The following is a 19,020-nucleotide window of genomic DNA, read 5'->3' on the forward strand; positions in this document are numbered from 1 at the left end:
ATCGGGGTCGATACCCCCCGTATAGCTATGACTGATTTCGCAGACCGAGTCGAGCAGGTGTCGATCAGCGGTATCCGGGAGGTCTTCGAGGCCGCGGGCGAGGACGCGATCAACCTCGGCCTCGGCCAGCCGGACTTCCCGACCCCGGCCCACGCCCGCCGCGGGGCCATCGAGGCCATCGAGTCGGGACAGGCGGACGCCTACACCTCGAACAAGGGGACGCCCCAGCTCCGGGAGGCCATTTCCGCGAAGTACGATCGGGACTACGGCCTCGCGGTCGATCCCGCCGACATCATCGCGACCTCCGGCGGGAGCGAGGCCCTGCATCTCGCGATCGAGGCCCACGTGGACCCCGGCGAGGAGGTCATCTTCCCCGATCCGGGCTTCGTCTCCTACGATGCGCTGACTCATATCGCCGACGGGACGCCGAAGCCGGTCGGGCTGCGGGAGGATCTCACCCTCGATCCCGCGACCGTCGAGGACGCCATCACCGAAGAGACCGCGGCGTTCATCGTCAACAGCCCCGCGAACCCGACCGGGGCCGTCCAGAGCGAGGCCGACATGCGCGAGTTCGCCCGTATCGCCGACGAACACGACGTCCTCTGTATTTCGGACGAAGTCTACGAACACATCGTCTTCGAGGGCGAGCATCGTTCGCCGCTCGAGTTCGCCGAGACGGACAACGTCGTCGTCGTCAGCGCCTGCTCGAAGACCTACTCGATGACCGGCTGGCGGCTCGGCTGGGTCGTCGGCTCCAATCGCCGCATCGAGCGCATGCTGCGGGTCCACCAGTACGGGCAGGCCTGTGCCTCCGCGCCCGCCCAGTACGCCGCCGAGGCCGCTCTGACCGGCCCCCAGGACCAGGTCACGGAGATGGTCGAGACCTTCGAGCAGCGCCGGGACCTCGTCCTCGACGGGCTCACCGACGCGGGCCTCGAGGTGCCCACTCCAGAGGGTGCCTTCTACGCGATGCCGAAGGTCCCCGAGGGCTGGTGCGACGAAGTACTCGAGCGCGGCGTCGTCGTCGTCCCCGGTGACGCCTTCGGCGCGAACGGCGAGGGCTACGCGCGACTGTCCTACGCGACGGGGACGGAGGAACTGAAGGAGGCACTCGAGATCATCGACGACGCAACCCAGGCCGTTCGATAGTCCGTCGCAGTCCTCCGAACGGCGGTCGCCGGTGAACGGGTTGTCCTCGATGTCCAGTGTTCGTGGAACGACTCGCTCGACTGTCCCGCCGCTCGAGTCGGCCCGCCGTCTCCCCTGCCGTCACGTGTAGCGTTTTAGGGTCACGGTCCGTGTTCCCGAACGAGATGAGAGCTGTACGCCTCCAAGAACACGGCGACGCGGACGTACTGCAGGTCGAGGAGATCGAGCGGCCCGAACCGGCCGCCGACGAGTTGCTCGTCGAGGTCGCCGCGGCGGGGATCAACCCCGTCGATACCTACTTCCGGGACGGCTCGTACGAACCGGTCGACGTGCCGTTTACGCCCGGCGTCGACGTGGCTGGGACCGTCGCGGTGACCGGCGAGGCCGTCGAGGGCTTCGCGGAAGGGGATCGTGTCTACGGCACCGGCATCGGTAACGGCGGCTCGCAGGGTTCCTACGCCGAGTACGCGACGATCCCGACGGATCGCGTGGTCCGCCTCCCGGATAACGCGGACCTCACCGAAGCGGGCGGGGCCGGCGTCGCCGCCGTCACTGCCTGGCGCGCGCTGATCGACCACGCCGACCTCGAGCCCGCGGAGTACTGTCTGGTCCACGGCGGCTCCGGCGGCGTCGGCCACGCGGCCGTCCAGATCGCGGCCGCGGTAAGCGCGCGGGTGATCACGACCGCGTCCGAGGAGTACCACGACGCGCTGGCCGACTACGGGGCCGAGACGGTGCTTGACTACGGCCGGGACGATCTGGCCGACGCCGTCCGCGAGGCGGCCGAAGGCGGGGTCGACGCCGTCCTCGACCACCGCCTCGACGACTACCTGCAGTTCGACGCCGACGTCGCGGCCACGGGCGCTCGCGTCGTCGGCATCGGTGAGAACAGCCCCGATCCGGGCTTTACGAACGACGGCGCGGCCCGGTCGAAAGACGTCTCCTACCAGTTCATGAGTATGTTCAACACGCCGGACCTGCGTGTTCCGCTGCGCGGGGCTGCCCATCTCATGGACGCCGGCGATCTCTCGATCGACGTGGCTCGGCGCTACGACCTCGAGGAGGCCGCCGAGGCCCAGCGTGCGGTCATGGAAGATAGCTTCCTCGGCAAACTCGTGATCGAGCCGTAACGGACCGCAGTTCTCGGTGAAAACAGCGCAGTCGGCCGGTCAGGCGGACACCTGAACCGCGTCCGCCCGCTCGAGCAGGGTTCGTCCGTGGTCGGTAAGCGTGATCGTCTCGGTCTCGGTGTCGTAGTCCACGACCTCGGCGGTCGTCAGCTTCGGGACGTGGGTGTGATGCAGCGAGATTCGGACGGCGCGGCGCTCCCGCGAGGAAACGTCGCCGTGGTCCGAGATCGCGTTCGGCTCCACGCCGGCCTCCTGAGCGGTGATCTCGACCGCCAGTTCCGTGAGCGTGGCGTCGCCACCCGTCTCCGCGAGATACTGCAGCGCCGCGCGGCGTCGCCCGTCGGCAAGCAGATCCATCGCCGTATCGACGGCGTCGGCATCTTCACCGAACGCGGTGAGGCGCTCGGGCGACCGCAGTAGTGGGATCATATCCCCGGTAGGGTCCGGGACGTATATATGCAACTTGTGAGTCCGATCGAAACACCACACTGCGTGTCACGTCGTAGGAGGGCCCGCTCGAGACGGCTGCGATCGCGATGGAGGACCGATCCGGCGATTAGACGAGGTCGGCGACCGCTTCCATCGTCGTCCGCTTGTCGTCCTCGCTCATCCCGTCGACGAACCCGATACGGACGGCGTCGACGCCCTCGATGGCGGCGTACTCCGCGAGCCACTCGCGGACCTCGTCGGGGGTGCCCGCGAACGCGAGTTCGTCGAGGACCTCGTCGGGCAGGGCAGCGGCCATCGCGTCGGTGTCGCGGTCGTCCCAGGCGGCTCGGACCGCCTCGACGACGTCGGGGTACCCTTGCTCGGCGACCGAGTTACCGTAGTAGGGACCGTACGCGCCGAGCATGAACGCGATCGTGCCACGGGCTTTTTCGCGGGCGGCCTCGCGGTCCTCGCTGGCGATCCCGCGGACGATCGGCGCGACCCGCAGGTCCGAGAGGGCCTTGCCGCCGAGTTCCGCGCCGCGCTCTAAGTCCTCGAGGCGGTCGCGCAGGCCGTCTTTCGTGAACATCTGGGGGGCCCAGCCGTCGCCGAAGCGGCCGGCCATCTCGGTGGCCTTGGGACCGAGGGTGCCGACGTCGATCGGCGGCGGGTTCTCGCTCGGGCCGCGCTCGTAGCCCAGCCCGGCGATCTCGAAGATGTCGCCCTCGTAGGCGGGGTTGCCCTCCTCGTAGACGTTGCGCATGATCTCGATCACTTCCCGGGTGCGCCGGAGCGGCCGGTCGAACTCCTGGCCGTGCCAGCGCTCGGTGATCGCGGGCGAACTCGGGCCGATCCCGAACCGGAAGCGGCCGTCGGCGGCCGCCTGCATCGTCAGCGCGGTCTGGGCGAGCATCGACGGCGTCCGGCCGTACGGCGAGATGACGTCGTTGGAGATGCCCAGTTCCTCGGTCCGGTCGGCCGCCAGCGTCAGCGGCGGCACGATGTTCCAGCCGGTCGTCTCGCCGACCGTGATCCGGTCGAAACCCAGTTCCTCGGCCTGGACGGCACGCTCGGCGACGCCCTGCGGGCGGTCGTAGTCCCCGAGCCGGACCAGCAAGTCGAGTTCGGCGTTCATCGGGCTCCCCTCCGCGTCGGCCGTCGAGTCGTGGTTCGGTCTGCCATCACCGCACACCGCGTCACGGACTCACATAAATCTGTAGCGTTTCCGTCCAGTCACGTGCGCGACCGATCACCGGCGATGGGAGGGTCGTCACATCTCCGGCGAACCGCTCGCGGCGATCCACCCACTGTGTGCCTACAGTTCCGTGAGGGACGGGTCGCCGTCCGGAGTGCGATATCGGGCGAGGGTCGACCGCTCGGCATCCCGCGGGTCCGCATCTTTGTCGACGCCGTACACGGTGTACGTACAGTGATCGCGGGTGAACTCGACGACGGCGTAGCCGTGCTGATGCCAGTCGACGTACTCGAGGTGGTCGTTTTGATCCTTGGTCAACTCCGCGAGCGCGTCGTCGTCCCAGTCACTCGGGAAATCGACGACGTCGGCGGCGTTGACGCTCGTAACGGCGGGAGTCATCAGCTCGACACCGATTCGGTCGTACGTCTCGAACGGCTCGATTTCGCCGTAGCCGGCTTTCACGTGGCCGGCAAGCGACGCGTGGAGGTCGCCGGTCAGGACGACGAAGTTGCGTGGATCGACGTCCGCGACGTGTTGCATGAGTTCCCAGCGTTCGTGCTGGAAGCCGTCCCACGAGTCGTGGAGCAGTTCGATCTGCGACCAGTTGTCGCCGATGGTCAGGGGCATCGTCAGCACCTCGTTGGCCCAGACCGACCAGACGGCATCGGACTCGCTGACCCACTCCGTGAAATACTGTTTCTGTTCGTGGCCGAGCATCGTCCGCCCCTGTGCTTCCTCATCCGTACAGGTGATCCGTGCGTCGCCACAGGGTGGCCCGTCGCGATAGAGGCGTTCGTCGGTGACGGTCAGATCGACGAGGTCGCCGAACTGGAGATCCCGCCACAATCGGAGCTGGTCCTGCAGTGCCGACTCGTTCGGATCGAACTCGACGCGGGCGGGAACGTACTCGACCCACGCCTGAATGCCGTCGGCCGTGATCTCCATCGCCCGCTCGGGCTGCTCGCCGCCGTCCGTATCCGGCAACACCGGCGCGTTCGCTTCCTCGTCCCAGTATCGATTGTTCCCGATCTCGTGGTCGTCCCAGCCGTGAATAACGGTGTGTTGCTCGAGGCCCTCCTGGAGGAATTCGTTCCCCTTGTAGGTTCGATACAGCGTCCGGAAGTCGGCCAAGGACTCCGCCAGACCGGCGCCGCTGGGGAGGTCGATGTCGCGCCCGTCCTTGATATCCGTCGTCGGCGAGGTGTAGGCACCGTCGGCGGACTCGTAAATGAAGTCGCCGAGGTGGACGACGAAGTCGACGTCTTCGGCCGCGAGATGGCGGTAGGCTCCGTAGTACCCGTTCTGGTAGTCCTGACACGTAAGGACCGCGAACGACAGCGAATCGGGGCTCGCGCCGGCCGCCGGCAGCGTCCGACAGCGACCGGTCCGTGTCGCGACGCCGTCGTAGACGAACCGGTAGTAGTAGCGCCGATCCGACTCGAGAACGCCGTCGAGATCGACTTTGACCGTGTAATCGTGTGTACTCGAGAGTCGATCGGCGGGGACCGTTCCCTCGTAGACCGGCTCCTCGAAACTGTCGTCGGTCGCGACCTGGACACCGATCGGCTCCTCGGAGACGACCGCACTGGGGGCGATCCGCGTCCAGAGAATAGCGCCGCTCGAGGTCGGCCCGCCGCTGGCCACCGACTGCGGAAACGTCGCGTCGGGATCGGCTGTCTCGTCGACGGCGAAGACGCTCGGATCCGTCGCCGACGCCGCGGCGACGGGCTGGACGATATCACGCTGGGCGAGAACCGCTGCGAGGCCGCCAGCGACCGAGGTGGTGCCGATGCTCTCGAGAAAGCCGCGCCGATTCGTCCGGTTCCGTGTGCCATTTTGCTCTGGCATACGATTGTGCTGGCAGAATCCAGTAAAAGGCGATTATAATTTATATATGTTAGATACTGTTATTATATCGTCGGATACGAGGGATATATACCCGAGTCACGAGGTCGTCTCGAGCGATCCGCGTACGACCCAGTGGGAAACGTTGATACTGTCAGTGTCTAACATGCATGCATGGCACACGATTGTTCGTTCCTCGAGGACCTCGACCTCGGGGACGACCAGCTGTCGTTCGCGGACGGCCGACGCGAATCACACGCGACGGACTGGGGGACCGAGGAGTCGGGCGGGGTCATGCCCGACGCGGTCGTCTGGCCCGAGCGGACCGCGGACGTCTCGGCAGTGCTGTCGGCGGCGACCGACCGCGGCGTGCCCGTCACACCCTACGCGGCCGGGACGGGCCTCGAGGGCGCGGCCGTCCCGGCCCACGGCGGTATTAGCCTCGATCTAACCCGGATGGACGCGGTGGTCGACTACCGGCCCGACGACTTCCAGATCGACATCGGGCCGGGAATCATCGGCTCCAACGTCGACGAACACGTCGCCGGCGACGGCCTCTTCTTCCCGCCGCTGCCTTCCTCGGGCGAGATCTCGACGATCGGCGGGATGATCGCGACCGACGCCAGCGGCATGGGGACGGTCCGCTATGGCGAGATCGCCGACTGGGTCCTCGGGCTCGAGGCCGTGTTGGCCGACGGCACCGTCGTCCGGACGGGTTCACGGGCGATCAAGACCTCGAGCGGCTACAACCTGACCGACTTGCTGGTCGGCAGCGAGGGAACGCTGGCGGTGGTCACCGAGGCCACCCTCGAGTTGGCCGGCCGGCCCGAACAGATCCGGGGTGGACGAGCGATCTTCGAGACGCTGGACGACGCCGCCGAGGCGGTCTTTGACGCGGTCCGGACCGAGGTCGACGTCGCCAAGATCGAACTCGTCGACGGGCTGAGCGCCCGGATGGCCAACGACTACCTCGACACCGGCCTCCCCGACGCGCCGATGGTCTTCCTCGAATTTCACGCCAACCACGGGATCGAGGCGGAGATCGACCTCTGCCGAACGATCTTCGAGGACCACAATGTCGCCCGCTTCGAGATGAGCGACGACGACGACGAGATGGCCGCCCTCTGGGAGGCCCGGCGGGAACTGGCCTTCGCCGTCAGGAGCTACGATCCGGACCTCGAGCCGCTCCACCCGGGTGACGTGACGGTGCCGATCAGCGCCTACCCCGAGGTGGTTCACGAGACGAAGCGACTCGCCGACGAGTACGACCTGCTGGTCCCCTGTTTCGGCCACGCGGGCGACGGCAACCTCCACTACAGCGTCCTCGCCGATCCGAGCGATCCCGCCCAACTCGAGCGCGGTGAGGAACTCTACCGAGCGATCGTCGAACTCGCCATCGACCTCGGCGGGACGGCCACGGGCGAACACGGCATCGGCGAGGGCAAGCAGGCGTACCTCGAGCCGGAACACGGCGCGGGCGCGGTCGAGGCCATGCGATCTGTCAAGCAAGCGTTTGACCCAACGGATACGCTCAACCCGGGCAAAGTCTTCCCCGAGACGGCCGACGGCGAGCGGGTTCGGGAACCGGACCGCTGACAGCGGTCGGGACCGGCGTCAGTGGCAGGCCCATCCCTCGGCCGGAAGGACGATATGATCTCACTCGCATCGTTCCCTAGAGCGTTCCATGCCAACCCGCCGTCGTGTTCTCGCGTGTGCCTGTACCGTGGCCGGAACAGCCGCTGTATCGGGAGTCGGCGCGGCTACCGGCAGCGACGGTGATCTGACCCTCGAGATCGTTCGTCACGCCTCCGCCGAGCCCGCCGAGGACGCGCTCGACGCGGTCCGCGAGGGTGTCGACCTGTTCGCGGAGACCTGGTCCGGAGCGACGCCGGGCACCGCCGAGGTAACCCTCGAGACGGATGCGGTCGCCGACTTCGAGATCGCGCCCGCACACGGCGAGACGTTAGACGCCATGGAGACCGACGACGCCCTGCGAGGCGGTCGAACGGCGGCAACGGTGACGCTGGTCGTCGTCGCCGACGGCGCGACGACTGCCGGGGCGATGCGGGGGTACGCGGGCCGTGGCGACGGTCGCTCCCGCGAACCCGGTGCGTACGGCTACGTCAATGCCGAACTCGCTGCGTGTTTCGGCGCGGGAATCGGGACCCCTCGAGACCTGCTGCGGAACTTCGCAGCCCACGAGTGTGGCCACGCGGTCGTCGGCTGGACCGACTTTCCGCACTACCCCGTCGAGGCGACGGAAGCCGAACCCTCGCCGTCGCGACGGGCCCACAGCTGCGGCGCACAAGACCATCCCGACGCGCGGGGCTGGTTCGTTCGCCACGGCATCACCCCGATGGCGACGGGCTACTCGGCAGTGGAGAGCCGGAACACGCCGCGCGATCACCCGTTCGCGACCGAACGGGGGCCGATCGACGAGTACGCCGAGCCGGTTACCGAGTCGCCGTTCTACCTCACCATGGACTACGTTCCCGTCTTCTCCGAAACCGCTCGCGCCGCGATGGCCCACCACTACGAGCGGGTCTTCGGCTGAGTCTCGGCGACCCGCCCGACCGTGCCGTCGTGGAGTGCAGCCCAGTCTTTATTGCGCTGCTACAATTCTTCCGTAGTAGTTACTGTTCGCCGGCCGACGGTGGGTTCGGTCACGCTCCCAGCTATGATTGGCAGGATTCACGTCGATGTCCGCTCGAGTTGCAGCCTCCTGGGTACCGTGTTGAAGTCCCTCTCGCTGACGCTTTTGGTGCCGACGGCGGTCGCGCTGTTCTACCGGGAGAGCCCGCTCCCGTTTCTGGTCGCGCTGGTCGTCGCGGTCGCCGTCGGGATGGGCCTCGAGCGCCTCGAGCCCGAGCCGGACCTCGAACACCGTGAGGCGTTCCTGCTGGTGGCGCTGACGTGGCTGGTCCTCCCGTTGGTCGGGACGATCCCGTATCTCGTCGCCGGAACGGGGACGATCGCGCAGCCGATCAACGCCCTCTTCGAGTCGATGTCCGGGTTCACGACGACCGGGGCGACGGTGATGGGCGATATCTCCGTCGAAACGCACTCGCATTCGATCATGCTCTGGCGACAGCTCACCCAGTGGCTCGGCGGGATGGGGATCATTGTCCTCATGGTCGCGATCCTCTCGGAACTCTCCGTCGGTGGCACGCAACTCATCCGGGAGGAAGCGCCCGGCATTCAGGTCGAGAAGCTGACCCCGCGGATCAGACAGACGGCGCGGGCGCTCTGGCTGATTTACGTCTGGTTTACGCTCGCGGCCGTGGTCGTCTACTACGGGCTCCACCTCGCGGGACTGGCCCCGAACATGACCTTCTACAACGCCGTCTCGCATGCACTCACGACGCTGCCGACCGGCGGCTTCTCGCCGGAAGGACGCAGCGTCGAAGCCTTCGAACCGATCGTCCAGTGGGCGGTCATGCCGTTCATGATCGTTGCCGGGACGAACTTCGCGCTCTATTGGCACGTCTGGCGCGGCAAGCCCGATCGGCTGACCGGGAACGCCGAGTTCCGGTCCTATCTCCTGTCGATGGGCGTTGTCGGTATCCTCCTCTCGGCCCCGCTCTTTCTCGGGGTCGGCCTCGCGACGGTCCCCGACGGCGTCGCCGCGATCCCGGGCAGCCTCGAGCGATCGCTGCGCCACGGGCTCTTTCAGACGCTGGCGATCGTGACGACGACCGGCTACGCCAGCATGGACTTCAACACCTGGAGCGAGTCGACGCAGGTCATCCTGCTGTTCGCGATGTTTCTGGGCGGTTCGGCGGGGTCGGCGGCCGGCTCGATCAAGATCATCCGCTGGTACGTCGTCGGGAAGTCCATCGAACGCGAACTGTTCACGACCGTCCACCCGCAGGCGGTTCGGCCGGTCCGAATGGGCGACACGGGCGACGTCATCGACGAGGAGGCGATCCACGGTATCTTCGTCTTCATCGTCCTCTTTCTGACGCTGTTTGCGGTCTCGACGGTCCTGCTCTTTCTCGACGCCTACCGAACGCCCGGCCTCGAGCTGACGGCACTTGAGGCGATCAGCGCGACGATCGCGACGCTCGGCAACGTCGGGCCGGGCGTCGGCGTCGTCGGCCCGATGAACAGCTACGAGCCGTTTTCCGGAGCCGCGAAGCTGTACATGACCTTCCTGATGTGGATCGGCCGGCTCGAGATCCTCTCCGTGCTGGTGATCCTGACGCCGGCCTATTGGCGTTCCTGACTATGCGGGAGTCGTTACTCGGCCGCTCCGACCCCGGATGACGTCCCGTCGGACCGGTCGTCAGTCGCCGTTTCGTGTCGCTCGACGCCGGTGATCTCGAACCGTGCGCCCCCGTCCCCGTCAGTCGCGATCACCGACCACCCGTGTCCCTCGCAGATGTCCGCCACGATCGAGAGCCCGAGTCCCGTCCCGCGCTCGCTCGTCGTATAGCCGGAGTCGAAAATCTCCTCGGGATCGCCCTCGAAGCCCGTCCCCGAGTCGGCGACGAAGAACCCACCCTCGAGCGTCCCGACGGTGACGGTCAGGTCGCGGCCGTCGGTTTCGGCCCCCGATCGCCCCCCGTGGTCGATCGCGTTTCGGAACAGGTTCTCGAGTAACTGCCGGAGCTGGGTTCGATCCGCGACGATCGTTCGCTCGTCGACGACCGACAGCGTCGCCCCCGCGGTATCGACCGTCGACCACGCCTCGTGTGCGACGGCCGCGAGTGCGACCGGCTCGGGATCCAGCCCGCGTTGACCCTGCCGAGCGAGCGTCAGCACGTCGTCGATCAGCTGTTCCATCCGCTCGTGGGATTCGGCGACGGTCCGCACGTACGCCGGGTCGTACTCCTCCTCGAGCAGTTCGAGATACCCCTTCGAGACCGTCAACGGGTTCCGCAAGTCGTGGCTGACCACGCTCGCGAACTCGTCGAGTCTTCGGTTCTTGCGTTCGAGTTCGCGTTCGCGATGGACCCGCTCGGTCACGTCGTGGACGACGATCGTCCAGCCGGCCGAGTACCCGCGCCCGTCGTCGATCGACGAAATCGAGAGATCGTAATAGGTCCGTCCGCCGTCGAGCGAGAACTGCATCGTGTCGGCGTTTCCCGCCGTTGTCGCGGCGTCCACCCGGTCTCGGTCGCGGGGCCCGTCGATCACCGCGTCAACATCGATCGGAATTACGTCGTCGATCGATTCCCCGACGAGAGCGTCTCGCTCGTCCGCGAATATCTCCCGCGCGACCGGATTGCTGTCGACGATACGGCGATCGGCGTCGGCGACCAGCACGCCGTCCTCGAGGTTCGTCACGACCTCGCTGCGGGCGATGGGGGCGATCTCGAGGAGCCGGTATCGATAGAGGCCGAAGGTAATCGCGAGGCCGGTGACGGTAAAGCCGATCGGCGTCGTGCCGACGATCTCGAGCGACGCCGCCGAGAGGACGGCCGCCCCCCAGGGAACCGTGATCGCGACGAAGACGGCGACTCCCTGCCACCGGTAGAGTCGCTCGGTCCGCGCGATCAGCCGGAAGACGAGGACCGACGTGATCGCCAGACAGAGCGTCGCGTACCCCAGGTGAACGAACAGCCCGAGCCCCGGTTCCGAGGTCGCGACCGTCGCGGACGATGCCCACCAACTCCCGATCGAGATCGGTTCCTCGACCGGCGGCCCCCACAGCACGAACGTGCGGTCGTTGATCGCCAACGCGCCGATCATGGCGAGTGGCTCGATCGACAACAGCCCCAGTCGAGACCGGGTGAGCCAGCGGTCCTCGCCCGTATACTGGAGCGCGAAGACGACGAATAGTGTCGGAATAACGGCAGCACATATCCACTGGAGGTCGGCCCACCACAGTTTCGTGGCTATCGTCGCCGATTCGATCTCGAGGACGTGTGCGCCGAGCCAGACGGCGACGGTCGCCATGAGCGCGGCGAGCGCGCTCGAGCCGGCTTCGGGTCGGGTCCGCCACGCCGCGGCCGCGGTTCCGACGGCGACGACGAGCGAGAGCAACAACACGGCACTGTACGGAGAGACGGCCCAACCCATCGGTGAATAGGTAGCAATTAGTAACGAGACGCAAGTGTCTACCGGCCGGCCATCCGAGAGCCGGCGCTCCGCCCTCGAGGCGGTCGCGGATCGACGTCTCAGTCCTGTACCAGTACGTCCAGTACGTCCGGCCCCTCGCGGTTCAACGCCGCCTCGAGCGCGCCCTCGATTCCGTCGGGCGTCTCGACGAGTTCGGCTCGCGCGCCGTGGCTCTCGGCGTTTTTGACGAGGTCGACGTTCGGCTCGAAGTCCATGCCGACGAAGTCGTAGTCGTCTTCCTCGCCGCCCATGATCGCCAGCGTGTTGTCCTTGAGGATGCGGTAGTTGCGGTTGTCCGAGATGACGACGGTCAGGTCGAGATCGTAGCGGGCAGCGCTGTAGATCGAGTGGGGGTAGTACTGGTAGGAGCCGTCGCCGATGAACCCGACCACGTCCCGGGGATCGTCGTGCTGTTCCTCGGCGACCGCGGCACCGACCGCGGCGGGCAGCCCGTAGCCGAGCCCGCCGCCCTTGTTCGAGATGTACTGCTCGGGGCCGAGGTCCCACCGGGTCAGCATGGCGTACTTCGAGGTGACGCCCTCGTCGACGATCGCGGCGTCGCCTGCAACCCGCTCCATCGCATCGACCAGCTGGGCCTTCGAGGCACGCGGATCGTCCCCGTCGGCCTCGCCGTAGCCGGCCATCTGGGACTCGACCATCTCCTTGACCTCGGCGACTCCCTCGAGGCGGTCGGCGACGACGTCCTCGGAGAGCTTCGTTTGGACGCGCTCGGCGATGCCCTGCATGACGAGCCCCGGATCGCCGATCACGGCCGCGTCGGCGGGCTGGTTCTTCCCGACCTGCCAGCTGTCGTCGGAGAGGTGGATGCAGGTCGTGTCGGGATCGACCAGCGCCTCCTCGTGGCGGGTCAGCGTCGTGTTGGTCGAACAGCCCGCGAAGAGTATCGTATCGGTATCCATCAGCATCGCGGCCAGCTCCTCGTTGGTCGGCAGGTAGGAGACCCACTGCTCGTGGTCGGTCGGGAAGTCCACCTCGCAGGCGAGGATCTCCCCGTGGACGCGGGCCCCCGTCGCCTCCGCGAGGTCGACCGCCGCGGCGACGGCGTCGGCCCCCGACCGGGCGACGTGGTCGCCGACGACGATCACCGGATCGTCGGCCTCGGCTAACAGTTCCGCCGCGCGCTCGAGTTGGCCGGGGTCGCCGCCGCCGGCGTTGGGAATCGGGCCCAGCCGTTCCGGCTCGGCGTCGGTTTCGGCCAGCATCACGTCCAGCGGGAGGCCGAGAAAGACCGGGCCGGTCGGCGGGGTCATCGCGACGCGGAACGCGCGCCGCAGCATCGTCGGCAGCGCCTCGACGTCCAGCACTTCGTCCGACCACTTGCAGAACTCGCGTGCCATGTCGGCCAACCGGCCCGAGAGGATCGGCTCCTCGTGGCGGAAGTCGGTACTGTGGTTGCCCGCGGTCACGACCAGCGGCGCGCCGGTGATCTTGGCCGCGTAGAGGTTGCCGAGCCCGTGGGCAAGCCCCGGCGCGATGTGGAGGTTCGCGACGCCGACCGGCGTGATCGAGTCGTCGTGGTGGGCGTGATACCGGCGGCGCTGTGCGTAGCCGCCGGCCATCCCCACCGCGATGTCCTCGTGGAGGCCGAGCCGATACTCGAGGTCGCTGTCGCCGATCGCGTCCATGATCGGGAGTTCGGTCGTCCCCGGATTGCCGAAGACGTAGTCGACGCCGTAGGTCTCGAGAGCGTCAGTGAAGAGATCCGCACCAGTATACTCGTCCGTCATGCTCGCTCGTGGTACGGCACACCACATCAAATTGTGTGTTTCGGAACCGCGGTGCCCGCCCGAGGTATTATCCGTCAGTTCGTTGTCGTCCGGGTATGGCTCTCGCGAGAGACGGGACGGGTTCGGGCGCGGTCGCTCGAGCGTACTGGTCGCAGGTCCATCCCGTCTTCATGACGCCGCCGATCGCCGCGTCGCTGTTCGGCGCGATCCTCGCGGGGAGCGTCGACCCGGTTCTCGCAGCGGTCCACGTCGTCGCGATGTTCGCGGCGGTCTACACGGCCCACGTCAAAGACGGCTACGTCGACTTCCACGTCCGCGGGGAGGACGACGACCACCCGCTGACCGAACGGGGCTGTCGGATCGGCCTCGCGGCGTCGACGGCGGTGTTCGCGGGCTGTTGTCTCCTGCTCGCGGCGCTGGTCGACGTCCTCGTGCTGGCGGTCGTGGTTCCGACGTGGCTGATCGCCTACCACCACGCACCCCAACTCGACACGAACCCCGTGACGGCGACGACCGGCTATCCACTCGGCATCGCCCTCTCGATCCTCGGCGGGTTCTACGTCCAGGCCGGGACGATCACCGCCGTCTCGCTCGGCTTCGCCGTCGTCTTCCTGATCCTGTTGTCGGGCGTCAAGGTGATCGACGACGCACAGGACTACGCGTACGACCGCTCGATCCGGAAGCGAACGGTCGCGGTCGCCGTCGGTCCCGACCGCGCCTATGCCGTCGCCTACGGACTGATGACCACGGCGCTGATCGCCGTCACCGCGTTCGCCGTCCTGCGGATCTTCCCGCTGACCGCGCTGCTGGCGGTCCTGGCCTTCGCTGCGGTCGCCGCTGTCGCGCGCCGGGCCGATCCGGAACTCGCGACCATGCTGCTCGTTCGGGGCTCGTACGTCTTCTTGGCGGTCCTCGTCGCCGCCGTCCGGTTCGATCCGCTTGGCCGACTGGTCTGAGACCGAGCGCCCTACAGCGACTCCCGGAAGCCACAGCGAGGACAGTACATGCAGCCGTCCCTGACCAGCGTATAGCTCTCGTCACAGCGACTGCACTGACAGCCCAGCGAGCGGCCGACCTCGCGGGCCAGCCCAGCGACCGTGGTCCGAAGCAGGCGCTGCTGGCGTTCGGCCGCCTCGAGTCGCTCCTCGAGGGTGGCCAACCGTGCCGCCATCGCTCGGTCGCGTCGGGACTCGGAAACGCCCGTGTGCCGTGGGGTCATGTGGGGAGTATGTCGCCGTCGGAGAAAAGCACGCCCCTACCCGACAACGATCGCGATAGTCCGTGCCGTCGTCGATATCGCGCGGCCGAAAAACCGGGTCCGTCGGCGCGCTACTCCGCGTCGGCCGCTTCGGTACCCTCCGTGGTCTTCGGCGGCTTCCAGTCGAGTTTGACGGTGACCGTCTCGCGCTGGCCCCGCAGGATCGAGGACCGCTCGTGGACGCCGACCTCGTAGGCGATCGACTCCGGGGGCGTGAGATCGACCGTTTTGTTCCCCGTTCGGACCATCGCCTGGCCGCTCCCCTCGATCTCGTCGGCGGCAAGGGCCTTGTCCACTATATAATTATTAAACACACATAGAGTTATAAAATGTCTACCTAGTGCTTGGCTTACCAGTGTTACGACACAGCAAAGCTAGTTCTGTGAAAGACAGAACGACTTCCATGTTAGCATTACACAGAATTGTAAATTGTTGTTATCTCTTCAATAAAGTCATGCGTCAATTTCACCAAGACAGGGATTTTCGACCGAAACAAGTCGACTACGGCTACAATGAGATTCAACTTGATGCTCGTGTCGTTGCTGCCGGGTGAGCAAACCGAGATCCCTTATTGATTATCCACCGTGCTATGCGCCGTCTCTAGCAATCGTACCGAAACCCGTAATCACAGATGGATATAATATTAGAGAGTTGATGTTTCGGAACGGTGGAGAAATACAATGACTAGATTATGCGATACCATCTGAAATAATAATCTATGAATATGAATTTCCACAGAAATAGCCAATAACTATTACTTCTGGACTTGGTGGCGCTATTAGTAATGGCCTGCGGCCATATTCACCTACACTAATTATCTTTAGAATTCAATCCCAGGAATAGTGCATGTGCGGCAAGAAAACAGCCAACACAGAAAAGAAATGCTGCGAAGACAGCATCTACGTTTCCACCACCTACAATAATTGTATTTGGAGATGCTTGTTTAATTAATGTTGATAATGTAGATTGGATCACTACCGCCATCAGTAGTATTCCAATAGTAAACAGGAGCGACTCTTTCAGGTACTTCATAATATGTAGTACATATTTGGAGTGGATGTAAATATATATTAGTGATTTATAATTTGCACACTTTAATTAGATTTCTTGATCTCGATCAGTACTATTTGGCAATTCCCACTTATCGACACCAGACGGAACCGATACTGAAATACCGGTGCCTGGAATAGTAATACTCAGATTATCCAAAACCGGGAGTTTACCAACATTCATAGAACTCCACGTGTGGGTGTAGAGACCAGAAACTATGCCTTTGGATGAAGTATTCTGTTTACGGATTACCATCTGGATAACACCTTGGCCAACCGGATAGAAGTCAAGATTAGGATCACGCACATCATCCGTAAATTCAGCAATCAACGAATTTCCGGGAGCATCCTCATGTGGATTTCCTGGTTCACTCTTTATAGAAAGTTTCCCATCTACTTCTGAACCCCCATCATGGTCCTCAACGTTACCAGTTCCTCTCGCACTATCGTCAACATACCCAAAAATATCGTCCTCGAATGCGAGGACGGGAACATCAACCGGAGCTGGACCAGAAGCACCGTTACTGTACCCTTCAACCGTCCAACCTAATCCAATAGCGTATTCATTCTTGCTCTTATCCCATTCATTAGTGTAGAATGTCACACTACTAGAGCCTTTATCATAGAAGTCCTGCGTAGATACGCCTTCTGTATTAGCTGAAATTGACTCGGTTACTTTTGTATAATTCACATTATTTTCATCAAGTAGCTTTAGGGCTTTGTCAACTTTACAATCATCAATCAGCTGATTGAATTCGTGAGAGACGCCTGCCTCTTTAACTGAACTACCGTTATCAGCAGTGACTGAACTGGGTGCTAAAGTCAGCATTCCTAGCCCAGCAGTCGTTTTCAAGACATTACGTCGGCCGTATTTTTTGAAGCTGTTCCTTTTAGCTTCATCGCCTAATACGTCATTACAGTCCTTATCTTGCATGTTGGAACACTACATTAGAATAACATTTGTGCTTGTACTTGAACCCTCTGTTATTATTGATATTAATTTATAAATATTAAATTATTAATTTCTTCAGCCAGCGCTCAGCGCTAACCTGACTGACGTTCCATGTTTCGTGGAATCATTCGATTAGCATCGTGTAGGTCTGAAAGAGTTTTTCAACGACGTTGCGGTCAGTGTAGTTGAGATCGCCGCCGAGATTAGTTCGAGCAAAGGCAGTCAGGTAGCCCATACCATCAACGAGAAACACCGCGTCTGCGATGCGGTGTTTCTTTTCAACTCCTCTAAGAACCGTTCAGCGGATCGCAGCCCTTATGTTTCGAAAGTCGTGTTCCATGCACGACTTTCGAATCAACATCAATCGCAGTGTAGAGCCACGTTTTCTCTTCGTTCCCGAGTTGAATCTGTTTCTCATCGACTGCAACACGGTCTGATTCTTCTGTGAAGTCTTGCTCGTGATAATCAGCGTAGGTTTGGTACCAGTGCTGAATCGTGGTTCGGCGTCGAACGCTGCCGAACCACTTACAGGAATCTCGATGCTCTGCTAACGAGGCCGCTCAAGCATGAACAGTGTACGCCAGACTGATCAGACAGGCTAGTGTGCGCGTCCGAACACTATCCAAAAATTCCACAGCAGAAGAACCCGTTACATCGACGTGGAGTTCTTCGAACAGCATGCTCCCACTTTCCTTGCAGAACCTCGCTCAGTTCACCCTCAATCTACCAGTGTCAAATTCCAGTATATATATCGAATTATGAAGACAAAATAAAATAATATTGGTGGAAGTGATCCTCATCGGTATTTGAATCAGTTCTCAGTTTGCGGGTTTAAGAATTTGTACTCACGATCTTGATCACGTCGCCCTCCTCAAGTTCGTACTCCTCGCTGATCTCGCGGTTCGATTTCGCGTTCACGGCATGGAGGTAGCCGTCGCCGATGTCGGAGTGGACGCTGTAGGCGAGGTCGACCGGGGTCGAGCCCTCGGGCAGGAGGAAGGCGTCGGGGAGGACGTTGCCGCTGCCGTCGGACCACTTCGAGGCGTCCTCGACCGGGTAGGCGGTGAGGTGATCGAGCAGGTCGTAGACGGCGTGATCGAGCGCCGCCTGCACGCCGGTGCCGCCCCACTCGGTCATGGTGTCTGCCAGTCCCTCGAGGGCCTCGCGCTGGGCGTCGTTGACGTCGTCGCCGACCTCGAGCGTCTCGTCGCCGGGATCGTAGTCGACCAGCCCGTTCTCGGCGGCCCGGCGCAAGGCGAGTTCGCCCTCCGCCGTGGTCGGGATCACGGGCTTGTCCAGGTCCAGCAGGCGCTCGACGTTCTCCTCGGGTGCGACGTCGATCTTGTTGGCCGCGACGACGATCGGTTTCGTTCGCTCGCGGACCAGTCGTGCGAGTTCCTCGCGGTGGTCGTCGTCCCACTGGATCGGGTCGTCGGGATAGTCCAGTTCCCGCAGGACCGTCGCGATCTGCTTGGGAGAGGCACCGAAGCCCGAGAGCATGTCCGCCAGCGCGTCGTCGATGTCGAAGTCCGGGGAGCGCGATTTGCGCTCGACGGACTCCCAGTTGCGGTCGACGATGCCGGCCAGCCAGAGATCCATCTCCTCCTCGATGAAGTCGATGTCCTCGAGCGGGTCGTGGTCGCCGATATCGACCGGTTCGCCCTTCTCGTTGGTGCCGCCGGAGGCGTCGACGACGTTGACGATTACGTCCGCGTTCGTCAGTTCGTCGAGGAACTGATTGCCCAGTCCCTTCCCCTCGTGAGCGCCGGGGACCAGCCCCGCGACGTCCAGCAGTTCGATCGGCACGTAGCGCTTGCCGTCCTCGCAGTTCTCGGCGTTACAACGGTCCTCGCGCTCGAGGCAGGGACACTCGGTCCGGACGTAGCTCACCCCGCGGTTGGCGTCGATCGTCGTGAACGGATAGTTGGCGACGTCGACCTCCGCCATCGTCGCCGCGGTGTAGAACGTGGACTTGCCGGCGTTCGGTTTCCCGGCAAGCGCGATCGAAAGCATGCCTCCCGATAGCGCCGTCCGGAGGAATTGTCTTTCGATTCGACCGACCTCGGCGGTCGCTCGCGTCGGTCGGGCCGGCGGAAGCGGCGGATACGTCGCGTACGGCGGTCGATTCCCCTCGTCCCCCGTACTCGAACCGCGTGGGGGCACGTCGTGCGTTCTACCCCGTTCCGGGGGCGGTCAGATAAA

16 protein-coding genes are annotated in these 19,020 nt (G+C 63.9%); 6 read left to right on the top strand and 10 right to left on the bottom strand.

What is annotated here, in order from left to right; all coding sequences use genetic code 11:
• Positions 1-27: 27 nt before the first annotated feature.
• Positions 28-1,149: a pyridoxal phosphate-dependent aminotransferase gene (locus tag ACERIM_RS11895; RefSeq protein ID WP_373632777.1), complete on the top strand. Its 1,122-nt coding sequence runs from the start codon at positions 28-30 to the stop codon at positions 1,147-1,149.
• 164 nt (positions 1,150-1,313) lie between these two features.
• On the top strand, positions 1,314-2,279 hold the full coding sequence (locus tag ACERIM_RS11900) for an NADPH:quinone reductase (RefSeq protein WP_373632778.1): 966 nt from the start codon (positions 1,314-1,316) through the stop codon (positions 2,277-2,279).
• A 39-nt stretch (positions 2,280-2,318) separates the two neighbouring features.
• Here the strand turns inward: ACERIM_RS11900 and ACERIM_RS11905 are convergent, their stop codons facing one another.
• From ACERIM_RS11905 to ACERIM_RS11915, 3 genes are all read right to left on the bottom strand, one after another.
• The gene (locus ACERIM_RS11905) at positions 2,319-2,708 is read right to left on the bottom strand and encodes a hypothetical protein (RefSeq protein WP_373632780.1); all 390 of its coding nucleotides are present in this window, start codon (positions 2,706-2,708) and stop codon (positions 2,319-2,321) included.
• Between the two features lie 127 nt (positions 2,709-2,835).
• A complete protein-coding gene (locus ACERIM_RS11910; protein WP_373632782.1) occupies positions 2,836-3,843 on the bottom strand; it encodes a TIGR04024 family LLM class F420-dependent oxidoreductase in 1,008 nt (335 codons plus the stop codon).
• Positions 3,844-4,023: 180 nt separating this feature from the next.
• Positions 4,024-5,751, bottom strand: a complete 1,728-nt coding sequence (locus ACERIM_RS11915; RefSeq protein ID WP_373632783.1) for an alkaline phosphatase — start codon at positions 5,749-5,751, stop codon at positions 4,024-4,026.
• A gap of 171 nt (positions 5,752-5,922) precedes the next feature.
• On the opposite strand from ACERIM_RS11915, the gene ACERIM_RS11920 reads away from it, so the two are divergent.
• The 3 genes from ACERIM_RS11920 (at position 5,923) to ACERIM_RS11930 (ending at position 9,973) form a co-directional block, all read left to right on the top strand.
• Positions 5,923-7,344: an FAD-binding oxidoreductase gene (locus ACERIM_RS11920; RefSeq protein WP_373632785.1), complete on the top strand. Its 1,422-nt coding sequence runs from the start codon at positions 5,923-5,925 to the stop codon at positions 7,342-7,344.
• A 127-nt stretch (positions 7,345-7,471) separates the two neighbouring features.
• Entirely contained in the window at positions 7,472-8,302 is an 831-nt protein-coding gene (locus ACERIM_RS11925; RefSeq protein WP_373632786.1) for a hypothetical protein, read from the top strand.
• A gap of 123 nt (positions 8,303-8,425) precedes the next feature.
• A complete protein-coding gene (locus tag ACERIM_RS11930) occupies positions 8,426-9,973 on the top strand; it encodes a TrkH family potassium uptake protein (RefSeq protein ID WP_373632787.1) in 1,548 nt (515 codons plus the stop codon).
• Positions 9,974-9,987: 14 nt separating this feature from the next.
• On the opposite strand, the gene ACERIM_RS11935 is transcribed toward ACERIM_RS11930, so the two are convergent.
• On the bottom strand, positions 9,988-11,772 hold the full coding sequence (locus tag ACERIM_RS11935; RefSeq protein ID WP_373632789.1) for a histidine kinase N-terminal 7TM domain-containing protein: 1,785 nt from the start codon (positions 11,770-11,772) through the stop codon (positions 9,988-9,990).
• Between the two features lie 98 nt (positions 11,773-11,870).
• On the bottom strand, positions 11,871-13,559 hold the full coding sequence (locus tag ACERIM_RS11940; RefSeq protein WP_373632791.1) for a thiamine pyrophosphate-binding protein: 1,689 nt from the start codon (positions 13,557-13,559) through the stop codon (positions 11,871-11,873).
• A gap of 95 nt (positions 13,560-13,654) precedes the next feature.
• Here ACERIM_RS11940 and ACERIM_RS11945 point away from each other — a divergent pair, with 95 nt between their 5' ends.
• Positions 13,655-14,515 (top strand): UbiA family prenyltransferase, encoded by an 861-nt coding sequence (locus tag ACERIM_RS11945; protein ID WP_373632793.1) that lies wholly within the window; start codon positions 13,655-13,657, stop codon positions 14,513-14,515.
• 11 nt (positions 14,516-14,526) lie between these two features.
• Here ACERIM_RS11945 and ACERIM_RS11950 read toward each other — a convergent pair whose 3' ends face one another.
• The 5 genes from ACERIM_RS11950 to ACERIM_RS11970 all read right to left on the bottom strand — a co-directional run bounded on the left by ACERIM_RS11950 (position 14,527) and on the right by ACERIM_RS11970 (position 18,831).
• Entirely contained in the window at positions 14,527-14,730 is a 204-nt protein-coding gene (locus tag ACERIM_RS11950; protein ID WP_006650800.1) for a hypothetical protein, read from the bottom strand.
• Positions 14,731-14,888: 158 nt separating this feature from the next.
• On the bottom strand, positions 14,889-15,116 hold the full coding sequence (locus ACERIM_RS11955) for an amphi-Trp domain-containing protein (RefSeq protein ID WP_373632864.1): 228 nt from the start codon (positions 15,114-15,116) through the stop codon (positions 14,889-14,891).
• A 511-nt stretch (positions 15,117-15,627) separates the two neighbouring features.
• Positions 15,628-15,849 carry a hypothetical protein gene (locus tag ACERIM_RS11960; RefSeq protein ID WP_373632794.1) on the bottom strand — a complete coding sequence of 74 codons (222 nt, stop codon included), beginning with the start codon at positions 15,847-15,849 and terminating at the stop codon, positions 15,628-15,630.
• 66 nt (positions 15,850-15,915) lie between these two features.
• Positions 15,916-16,800, bottom strand: coding sequence for a hypothetical protein (locus ACERIM_RS11965; protein WP_373632796.1), 885 nt, complete (start codon positions 16,798-16,800; stop codon positions 15,916-15,918).
• An 849-nt stretch (positions 16,801-17,649) separates the two neighbouring features.
• Entirely contained in the window at positions 17,650-18,831 is a 1,182-nt protein-coding gene (locus tag ACERIM_RS11970; RefSeq protein ID WP_373632797.1) for a redox-regulated ATPase YchF, read from the bottom strand.
• Between the last annotated feature and the right edge of the window lie 189 nt (positions 18,832-19,020).

Origin of the sequence: Natrinema sp. H-ect1, from assembly GCF_041821105.1 — an archaeon.
Taxonomy (GTDB): domain Archaea; phylum Halobacteriota; class Halobacteria; order Halobacteriales; family Natrialbaceae; genus Natrinema; species Natrinema thermotolerans.